Origin of the sequence: Aurantibacter crassamenti, assembly GCF_016811105.1 — a bacterium.
Lineage (GTDB): Bacteria > Bacteroidota > Bacteroidia > Flavobacteriales > Flavobacteriaceae > Aurantibacter_A > Aurantibacter_A crassamenti.
On record NZ_JAFBGM010000002.1, the window covers coordinates 578,332 to 595,447 of the forward strand.

Consider the following 17,116-nt stretch of genomic DNA (forward strand, 5'->3'; position numbering starts at 1 on the left):
TTTCAAAAATTTCCTCAATTTTTATCTTCCAAAAGCGGAACAAATCTAAAATTACCAAACTCCTTTTTTTCAAATTCGGTGGCCGAAGTGCGCACATATAAGGTCATAATCTGATCTTCATCACCAACAGGAATAACAAGTCGCCCACCAACTTTTAATTGGCCTAATAAAGCTTTCGGAGTTTCTGGAGCGCCAGCAGTAACAACAATACTATCAAAAGGTGCCTCTTCAGGCATCCCTTTATAACCATCACCAAAAATCATTTTCTTAGGACGATACCCCATTTTTTTAAAAAAGAGTTTTGTCTTTTTAAAAAGTTCTAATTGTCGTTCTATAGAATATACCTGTGCTCTCAATAACAATAATACCGCTGTCTGATAACCACTACCTGTGCCTATTTCAAGAATTTTTTGTCCGGGTTTCACCTGAAGAAGTTCAGATTGAAAAGCAACAGTATAAGGTTGAGAAATAGTTTGACCAGCTGCAATAGGAAAAGCTTTGTCTTGATAAGCATGGCCTTCAAAACTACTATCCATAAAAAAGTGTCGAGGTATTAAACGAATTGCATCAAGAATTTTTTTGTCTGATATGCCCTTTTCAATTAGCACTTCTGCTAATTTGTTGCGCATGCCACTGTGTTTTAAAGTATCCTTCAAAGGTTTGGTTTTGGATTGTAAAGTTAGCGAAGAAAATCAAATTTTCAATTACTTAAAAATGGGAAATAACACATAAAACTGAATTTTTTAAACATAAAATATGTCATGCCAATTTGATAAATTCATTAATAATTAAGGCTAAGATGCTTAGTCTAATTTCTTATCCCTAACTATTCACTATTTTTGAGTTAAAAATTACAAACATGTTAAAAGTTGGTGTTTTAGGCGCTGGTCATTTAGGTAAAATTCATTTACGATTACTAAATGAATCTGATAAATATGAGTTAGTAGGTTTCTTTGATGCCGACGCTATAAATGGAAAAAAGGTCTCTGATGAATTCGGATATACGTATTTTGATAACATCAATAATTTAATTGATGCTGTTGATGTAGTTGACATAGTAACCCCTACCCTTTCTCACTTTGATTGTGCTCAAAAATCAATAAAAAAAGGCAAACATATTTTTATAGAAAAACCAATCACTAATACTTATGAAGAAGCAAGCGAACTGCTTGAATTGGAAAAAGAGTATAATATAAAAGGTCAAGTGGGCCATGTTGAGCGATTCAATCCTGCATTTAGTGCAGTAAAAGATAATATCAAAAACCCAATGTTTATTGAGTCGCATCGACTTGCAGAATTTAATCCGCGTGGCACAGATGTACCTGTGGTTTTAGATTTAATGATTCATGATATTGATGCTATTTTAAGCGTAGTAGATTCTGAGGTAACCCAAATTAATGCAAGTGGAGTTTCTGTAATTAGCAATTCGCCAGATATTGCAAATGCACGTATTGAATTTGAAAATGGTTGTGTAGCAAATTTAACCGCAAGCAGAATTTCATTAAAGAACATGCGTAAATCACGTTTCTTTCAAAAAGATGCGTACATCGCTGTTGATTTTCTAGAGAAGAAAGTTGAGGTCGTTAAAATGAAAGATGCACCTGATGAAGTAGGCGACTTTGATATGGTTTTACAGAATGCAGAAGGCCAAAAGAAACAGATTTATTTTGAAAACCCTGAAATAGAATCTAATAATGCAATTAAAGATGAATTAGAAGCCTTTGCTGATGCCATTGTAAATAACACCACGCCAGTTGTTTCATTAAAGCAAGGCGCAAAAGCTCTTGAAGTAGCGTTACGTATAATTGATTCATTTAAAAAATAATTTATGAAAATAGCAGTCATTGGTGCAGGCACAATGGGCAACGGAATAGCTCATGTATTTGCACAAAACGGTTTTGAAGTTCGTTTGATTGATATCTCAGATGAGGCATTGAACAATGGTTTGGCTACCATTTCAAAAAACTTAGATCGATTGATTGCTAAAGAAAAAATAACTAAAAGTGATAAGCAATCAACTTTAGAAAAAATATCAAAACATTCTGATTTAGCCGAAGGTGTAAAAGACGTTGATTTAGTTGTTGAGGCAGCAACTGAAAATTTAGAATTAAAACTAAAAATTTTTAAAGACCTTGATTTGTATTGTGATGCTAAAACCATTTTAGCATCAAATACGTCGTCAATTTCAATTACCCAAATTGCTTCGGTTACTGAAAGAGCAGATAAGATAATCGGTATGCATTTTATGAATCCGGTGCCAATTATGCAATTGGTTGAAATAATTCGAGGTTATAATACTTCAGAATCAACAACTAAAACGATTATGCAGCTTTCAGAACAACTTGGTAAAACACCAACTGAAGTACATGATTATCCTGGTTTTGTTGCCAACCGTATTTTAATGCCCATGATTAATGAAGCGATTGAAACTTTATACAATGGAATTGCCGGTGTTTCTGAAATTGATACCGTAATGAAATTAGGCATGGGCCACCCAATGGGGCCACTGCAGTTAGCTGATTTTATAGGGCTCGATGTTTGTCTTTCAATAATGAATGTGATGTATGACGGTTTTAAAAATCCGAAGTACGCCCCTTGCCCTTTACTTGTAAACATGGTAATGGCCGGAAAATTAGGTGTAAAATCTAGTGAAGGCTTTTACGATTATTCTACATCACGAAAAGCAGAAACCGTTTCTTCTCAATTCAAATAGTATTTAAATGACTATCAAAAAAAATCTAGCTGAAATAAAAAACAGTTTACCTGAACACGTCACTTTGGTTGCTGTATCAAAGACAAAACCAAACGAGGCTATTGAAGAAGCTTATGAAAGTGGCCAACGAATCTTTGGCGAAAATAAGGTTCAGGAAATGGTGCAGAAATGGGAAACACTACCTAAAGATATTGAATGGCATATGATTGGGCATTTGCAACGGAACAAAGTGAAATACATGGCAGAATTTGTGTCATTAATTCATGGTGTAGATAGCTTCCGGTTGTTGCAAGAAATCAATAAACAAGCTGCAAAACATAATCGTGTTATAGATTGTCTTTTTCAAATTCACATTGCAGAAGAAGATACAAAGTTCGGTCTTGATGAAAAAGAGCTTCTCGAAATTACATCATCCGAAGAATTTAAAAAGCTAAAACATATTAGAATTGTAGGTTTGATGGGCATGGCAACATTTACTTCTGACCAAATACAAATTGAAAAAGAATTTAAACAATTGAAAGCTATTTTTGATAATCTAACGAATAGTTTACCCAATATTTCTATTCTATCTACAGGTATGAGCGGTGACTATAAAATAGCGATTAAAGAAGGTAGTACTATGGTCCGCGTGGGAAGTAGTATCTTTGGTTCTAGAAATTACCACTAGATTTAAGCAGGACTATAATCCTGATAGTCTTAAAAAAATATATGTACACAGTTCTTGATATTGAGACAACCGGCGGAAAATACAATGAAGAAGGCATAACTGAAATTGCTATTCATAAGTTTGACGGCCATGAAGTAGTTGATAAATTTATAAGTCTTGTAAATCCTGAAAAAGAAATACAGCCCTTTGTAGTAAAGCTCACTGGCATAAATAATAATATGCTACATTCAGCACCTAAATTTCATGAAGTAGCCAAGCGCATTGTTGAAATTACAGAAGGTACTGTACTTGTTGCTCACAATGCACAATTTGATTATCGCATACTACGAACCGAATTTAGACGCTTAGGGTATGATTTTGAGCGACAAACAATTTGTACAGTAGATTTATCAAAAAAGTTACTACCAGATGCGGAGTCACACAGTTTAGGTAAACTAGTACGTTCATTGGGTATTGCGGTAAGTGACCGGCACCGTGCAAATGGCGATGCCTTAGCTACCTTAAAATTATTCAAACTTTTATTAGCTAAAGATTCAGAAAAAGCCATTATAAAAACGGTACTCAGAGAGGCTAGTACTGGTGAACTTTCTGATAGACTTTTAGATATTGTTGAAACCTTACCCATTGCCACGGGCGTATTTTACATGCATAATAAGGATAGTGAAATTATCTACTTATCAAAGTCTAGTAATATAAAAAAAAGGGTAAACCAACAATTTATAAAACCTGGATCAAGAGCTCGAAAACTTCAAAAAGAAACCCGTAAAGTAACTTTTGAAAAAACTGGTAGCGACTTAATCGCGCAATTAAAAGAATACGAAGAATTGAAACGTATTCGACCGCGTTATAATCAAGCAAAAGGAAAATTATTTAATTATGGTTTATATTCTGAAAAGGATAGTAAAGGTTTAATTAAATTAAAGGTTGTACCACTTATCAAAGGTGAAAAGGCGATTATAACTTTTAATGGCGCTGAATCCGGAGCCAGTTTCTTACAGAAAATTAGTAACGAAATATGCGCTGACAAATCAGATATTGTAACTTACAATGCAGAAATAGAAAAGCTACTTTTAAAATATAGGATTGTTAAACGGACATTAATAATAAAAGATAAAGGCCGTGAAATTGGTGAGCAGAGTGTAATTTATATAAAAAATGGAATTTATAAAGGTTATGGTTATTGCGAATTAAACCATCAAATAAATAATATTCATATCTTAGAATCAATTATTACACCAGCAAAGGGCGATGCAAATACCAATCATTTTATCACAACACACCTTCGTAAAAAGGGCAGCCATTTGATTGAAGAAATAAATCCATAATTATGGAAACAAGTGCAAGAAAACATGGTTGGCGCGCAAAGCTACATGAGATTATCTACGGAACCCACACTCCGGCAGGTAAGCTTTTTGATATAGTTTTATTAGTGCTAATTCTCTATAGCGTAATTATTGTTATGCTAGAGAGTCTACCTAGGTTTGATGTAAAGTATCATAAATTCTTAGACATTTCAGAATGGGTAGTAACCATACTTTTTACCATAGAATACATAGTACGAATTATCTGCATCAATAAACCAAAAAAGTATGTTTTTAGTTTTTTCGGTATAATTGATTTACTGTCAACCATACCAAAGTATCTATCCTATTTTGTTGTAGGATCCCAATATATCACAGCGTTTAGAGCCTTACGACTATTGAGAGTATTTAGAATATTAAAACTGGTTCGTTTTGTGGGTGAGTCTAATAATTTACTACGCGCACTAAAAGCAAGTCGAACAAAAATATTTGTCTTCGTATTTTTTGTACTAATTGTTGCGGTATTGTTAGGAACAATAATGTATTTAGTAGAAGGCCCTGAACATGGTTTTGAAAGTATTCCACATAGTATCTATTGGACCATTGTTACACTGACCACAGTAGGTTATGGTGATATTTCACCTGAAACTTCACTGGGTCAATTTATTGCAACATTCATTATGATTATTGGATATGGAATTATTGCTGTGCCTACCGGAATTGTTTCTGCAGAATATGTAGCTAAAGATGGCAAAGATGAAGAAATTAAGGGCAGTTCTTGCCCAGATTGTGGCACATACATCACAAGCATGGACGCTGCATATTGTAGAAAATGTGGTTGCAAATTAGAAGAAGATTAATGACGGCTAAAACTCTAATAGTTGTTGTTGGTCAAACTGCAATTGGTAAAACAAAATTAGCTATTGCCCTTGCTCAGTATTTTAAAACCGAAATACTTTCTGCGGATTCAAGACAATTTTACAAAGAAATGACAATTGGCACCGCCGTACCTTCATCTGAAGAATTAGCTGCAGCTCCACATCATTTTATTCAACACAAAAGTATTTTTGAAAATTATTCTGTTGGTGATTTTGAAAAAGAGGCGTTAGGTTGTTTAGAGCAACTATTTAAAATTAAAGACACTATAGTGCTTGTGGGTGGCAGCGGACTTTATATTGATGCAATTACAAAAGGATTAGATGATTTTCCAACAGTGGCTACCGAAATTCGTGACCAATTAAATAGTAGATTAAAAAACAAAGGTATTGAAGCACTGCAAGATGAATTGAAGCAAAAAGATCCAGTTCATTACAATACTATTGATTTGAATAATCCGCATCGTTTGATTCGAGCTTTAGAAATTTGTATTGGCACAGGCCAACCATATTCTTCTTTTTTAAATAGAAAAAAGAAGGCAAGACCATTTAATACCATCACAATTGGCTTAAAAGCTGATCGTGAAGTTGTTTATGAACGTATCAACCAGCGGGTTGATATTATGATGAAAGAAGGGTTATTAAACGAATGCAAAACACTACATAAAAATAAAAATCTAAATGCCTTACAAACAGTAGGTTACAAAGAGTTGTTTAAATTTTTAGATGATAAATGGGAATTAGATTTTGCAGTTTCTGAAATTAAAAAGAATACACGAAGATTTGCCAAAAGACAGATGACTTGGTTTAAAAAAAATGAAGATACACTTTGGATTGATTATCAATATGAAATAAACGAAGTATTAAAAAAACTTAAAGCTAAAAGTAACATTGAATAAAGCAACTGTTTTTATTGTAATGGGCGTGTCAGGTTGTGGCAAGTCTACAATTAGTCAGTTATTGGCTGACAAACTTGAATTACCCTATTTTGATGGTGATGACTTTCACCCTGAAGAAAATGTATTAAAAATGTCTAAAGGGCATCCGCTTACTGATGATGACCGCAAAGCCTGGTTAATCGCATTGAATACCTTAGCAATTGAGAATGCTAAAAAAGGTGCTGTAATTGCATGCTCGGCTTTGAAAGAAGTATATCGAAATACCTTACAAAATTCGGTTGAAGACAATCTTACTTTTGTGTATTTAAAAGGGACTTTTGAAGAAATTAATAAGCGAATGCAAGCCCGTAAAGGACACTTTATGCCAGCTGGACTTTTAAAATCTCAATTTGAAACATTAGAACCGCCAAAAAATGCGATTACCGTTTCAATTAATGACACACCTGCTGAGATGTTAGCAACGATATTAAAACAACTTGCATAAAAAAAAAGGCATTCTAGTTAAAGAATGCCTTTGAATAATATCCTATTTTATTTTACTCTGATTCTGTCTTTACCACCAAACGAAATCCTTCACCATGAATGTTTAAGATTTCAACGGTATCATCACGTTTTAAATATTTACGCAATTTGGCAATATAAACGTCCATACTTCTAGAGGTGAAATAATTATCATCACGCCATATTTTGGTCAAAGCCAATTCTCTAGGCATCAAATCATTCTCATGTAAAGCTAGAAGACGTAATAAATCATTTTCTTTCGGAGACAATTTAATTGTTTCCTCATCCTTATACTTTAAAAATCTAAGTTTTGAATTTAAATGGAAATTACCTACTTCAAATTCAAACTTTTTACTATCTGCAAGTGTATTTGAAGCTTTACGCTGCAATATAGCACGCAATTTCACTAACAACACCTCAGAGTCAAAAGGTTTGTTCAGGTAGTCATCAGCACCAGCCTTATATCCTTTTAAAACATCTTCTTTCATGGTTTTAGCCGTCAAGAAAACTATAGGTACATCTTCATTCTTCTCTCTAATCTCTTTAGCCAAAGTAAATCCGTCTTTGTAAGGCATCATTACATCAAGAATACAAATATCATAGCTATCTTTCTTGAATTTCTCAAAGCCTTCCATTCCATTTTTCGCCAAAGTGACGTCAAAATCATTCATTGATAGATAGTCCTTAAGCACAATTCCAAAATTTGGATCATCTTCAACTAATAGTATCTTCTTGTTAACTGTTTCCATAGTATTTTAAATTAAAGGCAATTTTATGTAGAAAGCACTTCCTTTATCCTTTTCGCTTTCTGCGTAAACTTCTCCTTGGTGATCGTCTATTATTTGTTTTACATAAGAAAGCCCTAATCCATGACCTTTTACATTATGTATATTACCTGTATGTTCTCTATAAAATTTCTCAAAGACCTTTTTTAATACTGCTTTACTCATACCAGCACCTTGATCTTTCACTTGTATTATAATATTATTTTTAACGACTTCTGTATAAACATCAATTTTAGGAGCCTGAGGCGAATACTTCACCGCATTATCTAGTATATTGACAATTACATTGGTAAAATGCATTTCGTTTGCCAGAATGTCTGTTCTAGTTGCATCAAAATGAGTTTTAATATAACCTCCTCGATCTTCAACTATTAATTCTACATGTGCGATGGCATCTGTTACTATGTCGTGCACATCTACCCTATCCTTACTAATATCTAGCTCCTTTTTCTCAAGTCGTGATATACGTAACACATTTTCAACTTGAGCATGCATACGTTTATTCTCATCTTTAATCATTGATAAATAACGCAAGATTTTTTCTTTATCACCCATTATTTTTGGGTTTCTAATTGCTTCAACCGCTAAGTTTATAGTAGCAATAGGCGTTTTGAACTCATGTGTCATATTATTTATGAAATCAGATTTGATTTCAGAAATCTGCTTTTGTCTGATTAACTGATAAATAGCACCTGCATATGCAACAAGAATTACCAATGTAAATAAGAATGACAAAAATGCCATTCCTAGTATTGAACTAAATAAAAATCGTTCCTTTTTAGGAAAATTAATTAATAATGAAAAATCAGTATCACCTTCACTATCTCTAAAGATTGGTGCTTTATACGATGTTGATTCCGAAGGCTTAAACTTTTTAGATTTTACTTTTGTTGGCAAACCTTTACTATAAACCCCGTACTCAAAAGCAACATCTAAATTATGGTTCTCTAATTCACGAGCTAGCAATAGTTCAATTTCTTGAGTTGATACACGTTGGTGCAACGGCACTTTTTTCGCATATTCACTAAATACATCTTCCCATTGAGCCTTCTCAATTGAAGACATTCCTCCAATTTTCGTCAAAGTCTGAACCGGATCCAATCGCATTCGATTACCATCAATATCATAATTTTCTTTTAGAATTGTGGTGGTACGTTTGCTCGTAAAATTCTTAATAGTACTACTATCATTATTATTTCCAAAGTCAAAGAACGTAGATGCTATATTGTAATCTTCCTCTAAAATACCATGTGAATACAATCGTATTTCATTGGAATTTAAATCTTGATCAATAATTAAGATATTGCTTAATTGAGAACTTTTTAATTCACCCACGCTATCCTTTAAACTAAGGTAACGATCAGAGTAATCTTTCTGTTCTCTTTTTTCAATCTTATCGGTGACTCGGTTGAGCACTTCTGAAACGGTATTGGAAAATTGATCTTCTTTGTCTTCAACAGATTTTTTAATCCAAAAACCTTGAACAAAAATTATTCCAATTAACGAGAGGCTCATCAAAATCACCAAAAGCACAAACAACCTCTTATTCATCTGGTGGTAAATTTAGAAATTTAACAATTAGCAATTCTTTTGTTTAACCTAACCTTAACAATAATACTAAACCTCAGAGCCTTAGCAACAATCTAAAAAGGTTTGATGCAATTCTTTAACCCTATTCTCAGTACTTTCTAGGACTATGTTCTCAATAATATAATCTGATAGTCTAATTTTTTCGCTATCAGGCAGTTGATTTGCCATTCGCTGTTCAATTTTTGCTCTGTTTTGATGGGTATCTCGTTGTAATACACGCTCAATTCTAATTTCTTTAGGAGCCGTTACCAAAACAATTTTATCATAGAAATCTTGATTATTTTGCTCAAAAATTATAGCGGCTTCTTGTATTACATAAGGAGCGTCTTGCTCATTTACCCATGATTTAAAATGATTACGAACGGCAGGATGCACTATGGCATTCAATTTTTTGAGCATTTCTTTATCCGCAAACACCTGCTCTGCAATAAATGCACGGTTTAGCTTTTTTTTCTTGTAAGCATCCTTTCCAAATAAGTCTTTTATTGATTTTCGTAATTCTTTTGATGAATTCATCAACTTTTTTGCCTCTTTATCAGAATTATAAACAGGCACGCCCAATGCTTTAAAAAGCTTTGCAACTGTAGTTTTACCGCTACCTATTCCACCTGTTAGACCAACAATCATTATTCTTTGTTCAAAATATATTCCACTTTCACCTCCATCAAAGAAGCATCAAAAATACCTTCAGGTTTCTTAGCTAACTTCAACTGCATTTCGTTTGAACGATTACTACTCAACTTAGAATAGTCCGCTGTTACCTTAAAATCAGCAGCTTTTAGCGCTTTAAGTTGGTCAATTTTAGCCTTACATAAAATAGATACTTCATCAGGAAATGTACGTATTTGTGTGCCCGATGGAAGGTTTATAACTTCAACAGCAACGGTAATCATTTTTTCCGAAAATTTAGAAACAGTACCTGTTACTTGAACAAAATCTTCAGAAAACGTAGTGTTAACCAATTTTGGTGATTTGTAAAGTGCCACTTGCTTTGTGAAATTTGCTTCAATTTCAGAGGAACCTAAGCTTTCTATATGAACACTTTTAACACTATCAATTTCTGCTTCTGGGCCTGTTATAGTTATTGTTTCGGGTTCTATTTTTAGAGCACCGTCTAACAAGTAATTATGGGCCAGGTTTGGTTTTATTTCAGATTGTACTGGTACTTCTTTAGAAATCAACTTTAAAAAATCAAAAAACAAAGTGTCTGATGTGATAGCTATAAGCACCAATGAATTTGGTAATTGCTTTTCAATTTGACTTTTATAGATGTTCGGCGCTAAATAATACCTATCATTAATGGTCTCAACTTCTGATAAATCTAATACAATCGATTTCTTTTTCAAGTTGAAACCCAAAAACTGAAACCCTTTTGTTTGCAATTTTACATCTAACTTGTTCGTATATGCCTTAGTGAGTTTTAAATTACTATTTGTATTCGAATAGTCTATTTTAATAGTAGTATTCGCTATATAAGTCTGAGATAAGGTATTCAAAAACCAAATCAACCCAGAAGCCAGTACAAACAGTATAAATACTTTTGCCTTTCTTTTATTAATCAATTTTTTAATGATCTCTAGCAATTGATTTTATTTAAAAAATAAATTTGGAAATATTTCTTGTGGCTTTCGTTTGCTAAAGTTAATCAAGAAGGTTGATTTTAAAAAACCCAAACCATAACCTGCAAACTGCACTAATACTGTGAATAATGACAATATAGCAATAACAATGCTTTTATTCTTTAGAAAGGAATCAATAAAAATCAAAATAAAATAAATACCAAAAAACCATAAAGGCAATTGAATACCTAAAAAATAAAACACTACCGACACCATAAGCCCTAAACAGAAAAAAGTTGGAAACCAATAAGTCATTTTTATAGTTTCAGGATGCCATTTGTTCAAAATAGGCCTAACCATACCAAACTTATTCACTTGTGTATAAAATTTGCTCCAATCAACCCTGCGCTTGTGATACACAAAAGCCTCAGGAATCAGTTTAGTTGCAAAACCTGCTTTCCAAATTCGGAAGGTTAAATCAGGATCTTCACCTGGGTGAATTTTACCAAAACCACCTACGGTATCAAAAACCTCTTTTGAAAGCCCCATATTAAAACTCCTAGGTTGAAATTTACCAACAGCTACTTTATTACCGCGTATACCGCCAGTGGTCAAAACGGAAGTCATTGCATAGTTAATTGCCTTCTGCAGCGTAGTAAATGACTGGTGTGCAGCGTCAGGCCCTCCATAGCAATGCACAAACTCTTTCTCAAGAGACTTTGTAACTTCAATTAAATAATCAGGTGGCAAAATACAATCAGAATCTAAAATGATAAAGTAATTACCTTTCGCCCGCTCCATTCCATAGTTTCTTGATGGACCTGGACCTGAATTTTCTTTTACATAATAGGATATATCTAATTGATGTGAAAATTCAGCAACGACTTCTTTAGAACTATGTGTTGAACCATCTTCTACCAAAACAACTTCAAATGAATTCACATAGGTTTGAGAAACCATACTTTCAAGCAGCTCACGAATCTCATCGGGCCTATTGTAAACGGGAATTACAAAAGAGAATGAAAGGTTCATAAACTAAATGACTTGTAAAAATTCAATGATTATTCCGATTTGATTAAACATGTATTGCTAATCATACAACCGTGAGGCAATAGCCTTTTCAGGCTTATAACCTAAGAAAACTTATCTATTACTTCTTGGCTGACACCTGTATTAGAGAATCCACCATCATGAAATAAATTTTGCATCGTTACTTTTCGTGTTAAATCAGAAAACAATGTTAGTGTGTAATCAGCACAATCTAAAGCCGTAGCATTTCCTAAAGGTGACATTTTCTCAGCATAGCCAATAAATCCGTCAAAACCTTTTATTCCCTGCCCAGCAGTTGTTGCTGTAGGTGATTGTGAAATAGTATTCACACGTACTTTCTTTTCCTTTCCAAAGAAATATCCAAAACTACGAGCTACAGATTCTAAATAAGCTTTATTATCAGCCATATCATTATAATCTGGAAAAGTTCTTTGTGCGGCCATATAAGTTAAGGCAACTATACTACCCCACTCATTCATAGCATCAGCTTTATATAAACTTTGCATCATCTTGTGAAAAGACAGCGCAGAAACATCCCATCCTTTTTGGGTGAAATCATATTTCTCATCAGTATAGGCACGACCTTTTCTAACATTAACTGACATACCTATTGCATGAAGTACAAAATCAATTTTACCACCTAAAATTTCCATCGACTTAGAAACTAGGTTATTTAAATCTTCTTCAAGTGTTGCATCAGCAGGTACTATTTGAGAACCTGTTTTTTCAGCTAGTTTATTGATTTGCCCCATTCGCATGGCTATTGGCGCATTAGTCAATACAAAAGTACCACCTTCTTCATGTACACGTTCAGCAGTTTTCCATGCAATTGAATTTTCATCAAGTGCTCCAAAAATAATTCCTTTTTTTCCTTTAAGAAGATTGTAAGACATACGGTTTGTTTTCTAGTATTTTTCGTTTGCCAAAGATATTTAAAAAAGTTGGCAGTAATTTCAAAAAAGTGAAGTGATGCTTTCTAAATTCGAGGTACCTTTTTACAAATAACAATTAGTTCAATAACTGTTTGGCGTGAGCTAATGCGGAATCGGAAAGGTCTTTTCCACCAAGCATTTCTGCAAGCTCTACTACCCTTTCATCAGTATTTAGTTTACGCATTTGCGTATTGGTAGTTTGACCATTTTCTTCTTTAAAAACTTTAAAATGTTGATGACCTTTAGAAGCAACTTGAGGCAAATGTGTAATTGAAAATACCTGCATGGTTTTACTCATTTCTAACATAATATCACCCATTTTATTAGAAATTTCACCAGACACACCACTATCAATTTCGTCAAACATCATGGTTGGTAATTGCTCATATTTGGCTAATATTGACTTAATAGTCAACATAATTCGTGATAGTTCACCACCAGAGGCAACCTTTTTAAGTTCTCCAAAATTACTGCCTTTATTCGCTGAGAAAAGAAATATCAAATCGTCTTTTCCTTTTGATTTAAAGGTGTCAGATGGATTAACTTCAATTTTAAAGGAAACACTAGGCATACCTAAAATGCTTAGTTTTTCTTCAAGCTGTTTCTTTAAACTAGGAATTATCTTTCTACGTCTATCTCTAATTTTACCCGCTCTATTTTCTAATTCTTTCTCTTGAATAGCTAGAAGGTTTTCCTTTTCTCTAATTTGTTCTTCAATATTTTCTGTAATGCCTACTTTCCCAGCTAATTCTTCACGAATAGCAATCAGCTCTGAAATCTCTGAAACACTATGCTTTTTCTGCAAATCATACAATCGTTGCAACTTACCATTAACTTCTTCAAGTAATTGCGGGTTTGCTTCAATATTTTCTTGCAGCCCTTCAAGTTCTGAAGATATATCATCTAACTCAATGAAAGCCGAATTAATACGCTCATATAATTCTGTGTAGCCACTACCAAATTCTGTTAACTTACCAGCAATCTGTTTTAATTGACTTAGTACAGTCACTACACCCATTTGCTCATCATTTAATAAATGATGGCTTTTAGAAAGTTCTTCGGTAATAGTTTCAACATTATTTAGTTGCTCATATTGCGATTCAAGTTCTTCTTGAATACCATCTTCTAAAGTAAGTGCCTGTAACTCAGTTAGCAAAAAGCTATTGTAATCTAATTCTTTATTCGCATTGTTCTGAATATCAACAAGTTCGTTAAGATCTACTGAAGTTTTATTGTAATCAACTAGAGCCTTAGAATAATCAGTTAATAGGTTTTGATTTTCAGCAAGTGCATCTAACATTTTCAATTGAAAATCATTATCTGCAAGTTGAAGTGTTTGATGTTGCGAGTGCACATCAATTAACTTATTGCCTAATTGTGAAAGCACATCTAACGTTACTGGAGTATCATTAATAAAAGCCCGTGATTTACCACTGGGGTGAATCTCTCTTCTTATGATGGTTTGCTTTTCAAAATCTAGATCATTCGTTTTAAAAAAAGGCTTCAAATTATACTTATCAATTCCGAATTCAGCCTCTATCACACATTTTAGATCCTTATTTCTCAAAGTAGAAAGATCCGCTCTTTTGCCCAATACTAGCGAAAGACCACCCAATAATATGGACTTACCAGCACCGGTTTCACCAGTGATACAAGTAAAACCTGAGTCAAACGAAACGTTTAACTTATCAATTAAGGCGTAATTTTTTATGGATAGGTTGCTTAACACTTTTGTTCTCTTTATTACAAACAAAGATATACAAAGCGAAACGAATTTTTAGATTCTAAAAGTATCAGAATTTGATATCATTCCAAGTACTGGAATAAAGAGGTGCAATAGAATTTAAAGTTTCTTTCAAACTGACAATATCAACCTTGGGTCCGTCTGAAAATATACTCTGAATTTCTTCAGATTTTGCATCAAAAAAAGTAGTTACCAAAAAAGCATTCGGTCTTCTTTTAGTCATTGTTTCAAACAATTTCATGGTGCCTGCTATTACTTGTTTACCCGTACTATTATTATCACCCAATATATCTAAACCTTTACGGTGATAGTTATACATAGCAATTCGGTATTCACGATAGGTGTTCGACAACAAGTTATCAATCAATTCAAAACGACCGCGATCACTGGTTTGGCTCCATCCAGCAGAATTACTTCCTTGTGCTTGGGTAACAATTTTTTGTGCAGTTCTATAACTTTCAGTCCCTCCTTCTAAAGAAAAAGTATCCGCATCTAACCCTAAAATAATATAGGCATAATAGGCTACAACGCTAGTTAAGTTAGATTCAAAAGAATTTTCATTGAAAATCAATGGTTGAAATTCAATGTATTCAAAATTGAATTGATTGTCTTTATAATTAAAAATAGGACTCTCGTATGAAGTATTGTAAACCGGGCGTGATGACTGAATTTGAATATTACCTTTAAATCGGTTTGATTCATAATCAGTAATTGTAATAAACATTTGCGCATTGATACGCTCATTCTCTTTGTAGATTCTGTTTGACCATTTGGTCTTATTCACAAAATCGTTTAATGAACGCTCTAAAGTTTTGAAAATTTGTTGATTGGTTTGCGATACCTGATCAGAATTGATGGTGACCGTACAATTAAGTTCTTGTGCCTTAGCAACAAACGCTATGCACATAATAAGAATAGTGAAAATTAATTTACGCATGAATTCGATTTACTATTTCTCCCCAAATATCAGCTGCAACTTCAGCCTTCGTCTTTAATTCAAACGCTTTAATAGTCAAATTCTTATCTATAAAGGTAATTTTGTTTGTTGGCTTGCCAAAGCCTGCACCAGCATCATTCAAAGAATTTAATACAATAGCATCAAGATTCTTCTTTATCAGCTTCTTCTTGGCGTATTCTACTTCATTTTCGGTTTCTAATGCAAAGCCAACTAAAAACTGATTTTTCTTTATTTCTCCGAGGGATAAAAGAATGTCTTTATTCTTGATGAATGAAATATTCAAGTCGTTCTCAGACTTCTTTATTTTTTGGTCTGCAATAGTTTTCGGACGATAATCAGCTACTGCGGCAGCGGCTATAGCAACTGCAACAGCATCAAAATGAGCATGAGCCGCATCATACATTTCATCCGCTGAAACTACTTTTATTAGTTTTACACCGGTGGTATTCATTGTTAAATGCGAAGGGCCTGATATCAATATAACCTCAGCACCTAGGGCAGCTGCAACATTGGCAAGTTCGTACCCCATTTTTCCGGAAGAATGATTACCAACAAATCGCACAGGATCAATAGCCTCATAAGTAGGCCCTGCAGTAATTAATACCTTTTTACCGCTAAGTGGCAAGCCCGTGGCCAAATGATTTTGCATAAAAGCAACTATGTCTTCAGGTTCAGCCATACGACCTTCACCATGTAAACCGCTTGCCAATTCACCTGATGTTGCAGGTATCATTACATTTCCGAAAGATGTTAATCGATCAAAAGAATGTTTTGTTGACGGGTGCTTATACATGTCTAAATCCATCGCTGGCGCAAAATACACTGGGCACTTGGCAGAAAGATATGTTGCAAGTAAAAGGTTGTCACATGTACCATTAGCCATTTTAGAAAGCGTATTGGCGGTGGCAGGAGCAATTAGCATTACATCAGCCCATAATCCTAATTCCACATGATTGTTCCAATCAACACTGTTTGCATCTTCATGCACAAAATTGGTCAACACCGGATTCTTAGAAAGCGTAGCTAAGGTAAGTGGGGAAACAAAAGAGCTGGCACTTTCAGTTAAAACAATTTTAACCTGAGCACCAGCTTTTATTAGTAAACGTACAAGAAAGGTAGTTTTGTAAGCAGCAATACCTCCAGTAATGCCTAAAAGGATATTTTTTCCGCTTAACATGAGAGTTTAATTTAAAACTCGATTAATTATCTTTCTCTGTATTTCTAAAGTATATTTTATCAGTCAACCACTCTTCTACTGCAAGAGCATGCGGTTTTGGTAATTTTTCGTAGAATTTTGAAACTTCAATCTGCTCTTTATTTTCAAAAACCTCTTCAAGGCTATCGCTATAAGTAGCAAATTCTTCAAGTTTTTCTAATAACTCTTTCTTGATTTCAGAATTAATCTGAATAGCTCTTTTAGCTGTTATTGAAATTGCTTCGTAAATGTTGTCGGTTTTCGCATCAAACTCATTTTTGTTGATGGTGGTTGTACTAACCGATGCATTCGAATTCTTTAAGTCGTTCATATTCATGATTAAATAA

The 17,116-nt window shown here is 33.7% G+C and carries 18 protein-coding genes; 7 read left to right on the forward strand and 11 right to left on the reverse strand.

Annotation, left to right across the window (positions count from 1 at the left end):
* Positions 1–14: 14 nt before the first annotated feature.
* Positions 15–656, reverse strand: coding sequence for a protein-L-isoaspartate(D-aspartate) O-methyltransferase (locus JQC67_RS15110; RefSeq protein WP_203253756.1), 642 nt, complete (start codon positions 654–656; stop codon positions 15–17).
* A gap of 203 nt (positions 657–859) precedes the next feature.
* Here JQC67_RS15110 and JQC67_RS15115 point away from each other — a divergent pair, with 203 nt between their 5' ends.
* The 7 genes from JQC67_RS15115 to JQC67_RS15145 are packed head-to-tail and all read left to right on the forward strand — an operon-like array spanning position 860 to position 6,939.
* Positions 860–1,825, forward strand: coding sequence for a Gfo/Idh/MocA family protein (locus JQC67_RS15115; protein ID WP_203253757.1), 966 nt, complete (start codon positions 860–862; stop codon positions 1,823–1,825).
* A 3-nt stretch (positions 1,826–1,828) separates the two neighbouring features.
* Positions 1,829–2,713: a 3-hydroxyacyl-CoA dehydrogenase family protein gene (locus JQC67_RS15120; protein WP_203253758.1), complete on the forward strand. Its 885-nt coding sequence runs from the start codon at positions 1,829–1,831 to the stop codon at positions 2,711–2,713.
* Between the two features lie 7 nt (positions 2,714–2,720).
* The gene (locus JQC67_RS15125) at positions 2,721–3,380 is read left to right on the forward strand and encodes a YggS family pyridoxal phosphate-dependent enzyme (protein ID WP_203253759.1); all 660 of its coding nucleotides are present in this window, start codon (positions 2,721–2,723) and stop codon (positions 3,378–3,380) included.
* 41 nt (positions 3,381–3,421) lie between these two features.
* Entirely contained in the window at positions 3,422–4,705 is a 1,284-nt protein-coding gene (locus JQC67_RS15130) for an exonuclease domain-containing protein (RefSeq protein WP_203253760.1), read from the forward strand.
* 2 nt (positions 4,706–4,707) lie between these two features.
* Positions 4,708–5,541, forward strand: coding sequence for an ion transporter (locus JQC67_RS15135; protein ID WP_203253761.1), 834 nt, complete (start codon positions 4,708–4,710; stop codon positions 5,539–5,541).
* A complete protein-coding gene (miaA, locus tag JQC67_RS15140; protein WP_203253762.1) occupies positions 5,541–6,455 on the forward strand; it encodes a tRNA (adenosine(37)-N6)-dimethylallyltransferase MiaA in 915 nt (304 codons plus the stop codon). Before JQC67_RS15135 ends, miaA begins: the two co-directional genes overlap by 1 nt.
* Entirely contained in the window at positions 6,448–6,939 is a 492-nt protein-coding gene (locus JQC67_RS15145; RefSeq protein WP_238934823.1) for a gluconokinase, read from the forward strand. The genes miaA and JQC67_RS15145 overlap by 8 nt, the downstream gene beginning before the upstream one ends.
* Before the next feature lie 52 nt (positions 6,940–6,991).
* Here JQC67_RS15145 and JQC67_RS15150 read toward each other — a convergent pair whose 3' ends face one another.
* From JQC67_RS15150 to JQC67_RS15195, 10 genes are all read right to left on the reverse strand, one after another.
* Complete coding sequence (locus JQC67_RS15150; RefSeq protein ID WP_203253763.1) at positions 6,992–7,705, reverse strand: response regulator transcription factor; 714 nt, start codon at positions 7,703–7,705, stop codon at positions 6,992–6,994.
* Between the two features lie 6 nt (positions 7,706–7,711).
* Positions 7,712–9,292, reverse strand: a complete 1,581-nt coding sequence (locus JQC67_RS15155; RefSeq protein WP_203253764.1) for a sensor histidine kinase — start codon at positions 9,290–9,292, stop codon at positions 7,712–7,714.
* Positions 9,293–9,373: 81 nt separating this feature from the next.
* The gene (coaE, locus tag JQC67_RS15160; RefSeq protein WP_238934831.1) at positions 9,374–9,958 is read right to left on the reverse strand and encodes a dephospho-CoA kinase; all 585 of its coding nucleotides are present in this window, start codon (positions 9,956–9,958) and stop codon (positions 9,374–9,376) included.
* Entirely contained in the window at positions 9,958–10,893 is a 936-nt protein-coding gene (locus tag JQC67_RS15165) for a CdaR family protein (protein ID WP_203253765.1), read from the reverse strand. Before JQC67_RS15165 ends, coaE begins: the two co-directional genes overlap by 1 nt.
* Positions 10,894–10,920: 27 nt before the next feature.
* Entirely contained in the window at positions 10,921–11,922 is a 1,002-nt protein-coding gene (locus JQC67_RS15170; protein WP_203253766.1) for a glycosyltransferase, read from the reverse strand.
* A gap of 101 nt (positions 11,923–12,023) precedes the next feature.
* Positions 12,024–12,833 carry an enoyl-ACP reductase FabI gene (locus JQC67_RS15175; RefSeq protein ID WP_203253767.1) on the reverse strand — a complete coding sequence of 270 codons (810 nt, stop codon included), beginning with the start codon at positions 12,831–12,833 and terminating at the stop codon, positions 12,024–12,026.
* Positions 12,834–12,948: 115 nt separating this feature from the next.
* Complete coding sequence (gene recN / locus JQC67_RS15180) at positions 12,949–14,601, reverse strand: DNA repair protein RecN (RefSeq protein WP_203253768.1); 1,653 nt, start codon at positions 14,599–14,601, stop codon at positions 12,949–12,951.
* A gap of 64 nt (positions 14,602–14,665) precedes the next feature.
* Complete coding sequence (gene porD, locus JQC67_RS15185; protein WP_203253769.1) at positions 14,666–15,553, reverse strand: type IX secretion system protein PorD; 888 nt, start codon at positions 15,551–15,553, stop codon at positions 14,666–14,668.
* A complete protein-coding gene (gene coaBC, locus JQC67_RS15190; protein ID WP_203253770.1) occupies positions 15,546–16,751 on the reverse strand; it encodes a bifunctional phosphopantothenoylcysteine decarboxylase/phosphopantothenate--cysteine ligase CoaBC in 1,206 nt (401 codons plus the stop codon). Before coaBC ends, porD begins: the two co-directional genes overlap by 8 nt.
* 22 nt (positions 16,752–16,773) lie before the next feature.
* Complete coding sequence (locus JQC67_RS15195) at positions 16,774–17,106, reverse strand: DNA-directed RNA polymerase subunit omega (RefSeq protein WP_203253771.1); 333 nt, start codon at positions 17,104–17,106, stop codon at positions 16,774–16,776.
* Positions 17,107–17,116 lie beyond the last annotated feature (10 nt).